Here is a 1,415-nt window from a genome sequence, read left to right as displayed (position 1 = left end):
GAGCGGGCAGCGCATTGCGGTCCAGCTTCCCGTTGGAGGTCAGAGGAAGAGAGTCGAGGAAAACCCAATGCGAAGGAACCATGTATCCAGGAAGACATTTACTTAAGCCGTCAAAAAGTTTAGAACGAAGCATATTTAACTGCTCGTTCCATGCCGGATTGCTGGCAACGTCCTCATCGGAAAAGTTATCTCGCTCTATAAACTTAGGATTCCAATCTTTATCCAAGAAACTTCTCAAAGCAACGCTATAGTGTGTCGAATCCACCAGGTCCATTTTAACAGTTAACCCTAATTCACTCCCCATATTGTACCAGAGAGAGGGATCCACGAGTTCCTCTTCCAACGATTCAACAAGAACGTCTTCCAAATTCATCACTTCCTTATTTGCAAAAAGAGCATTCACCTCGAAGTTCTCGATATATGCCCTCGAATTTGGAACTCCATATATACCTATAGCCACCTTGCTTCTACTACGTAACATATTTTGAATCTCGGAAACACCACTAAACCCACTCCAAGGCTGCCATTCAATAGTTTCATCACCAGATACAACTGAGCGTAAGATCACCTGATAGCGGTACTTCGAGAGCTCGTTATCTAAGTTTACGCACTTCGGGAATGTCTCAACACTAATCAGGCGACCAAAACTCGTTTTTAGAGAATGAAAAAAGCTCGTATTTATATATAATTCGCCGTCATCTAAAATCATCTGATTAATCCAACTCCGAGCATCCTCAGGCAAAGCTGATGAAGAAAGACGATTCTTCAGAGACTCCCAATAAAAAGCACGCTGCTGCCTCAAATCTCTCACATCTCCAATAAAAACGCTTCCATTGGGGCTTAAGACAGAAAACGATTTCTTTAGCACATCCGTAAGATAATCTATACTGGGGAAATACTGGACGACCGAATTGATAATTACTAAATCAAACTCATCCTTCAGTCCATCGAAATTTAGCGCATCTCGCTCATAGAGAGTTACACGTTCGCGCTGTACTACATTCAAATGTCGTCGAATATATTTGATCGAAGCCTCCGAAATATCAGTCGCTGTATAAAAGTCACAGTCAGGAAGAAGACGAAACAGGAGCATTCCAGTACCACAGCCAATTTCGAGAATACGCTTTGCTTTAAGTGCCCTGATCGTGCTAACCGTGTCTTCCAGCCATAAAGTCATCGCCTCCTCAGAAAACGGCTCACCAGTCAATCCACTATTCCAAGTCGCAATATTGAAAGTGAAATCAGTTGGATTATACTGATCACGCTCGTAGGCTTCATCCCAAACGGTACTCCATCGCTCTAATCGTCCCTCATCGCTTTCGGCATCGCACTCGCCCTCCGGAACGACGTACGCAACGAGGCTCCTTTGGTCGCCCTCGCCAAGTACTATCGCCACGGCATCTCTAACGCCTGCC

General features: G+C 44.5%; 1 protein-coding gene. It reads right to left on the bottom strand.

The window, feature by feature from the left end:
* On the bottom strand, positions 1–1,415 hold a 1,415-nt coding region (locus QEH53_RS23730), incomplete at both ends, for a methyltransferase (protein ID WP_309025721.1).

This window comes from Pelagicoccus sp. SDUM812002 (assembly GCF_031127835.1).
GTDB lineage: Bacteria > Verrucomicrobiota > Verrucomicrobiia > Opitutales > Opitutaceae > Pelagicoccus.
Note: the sequence above shows the minus strand (reverse complement) of the source record. Positions and strands in the feature narration are given on the sequence as shown.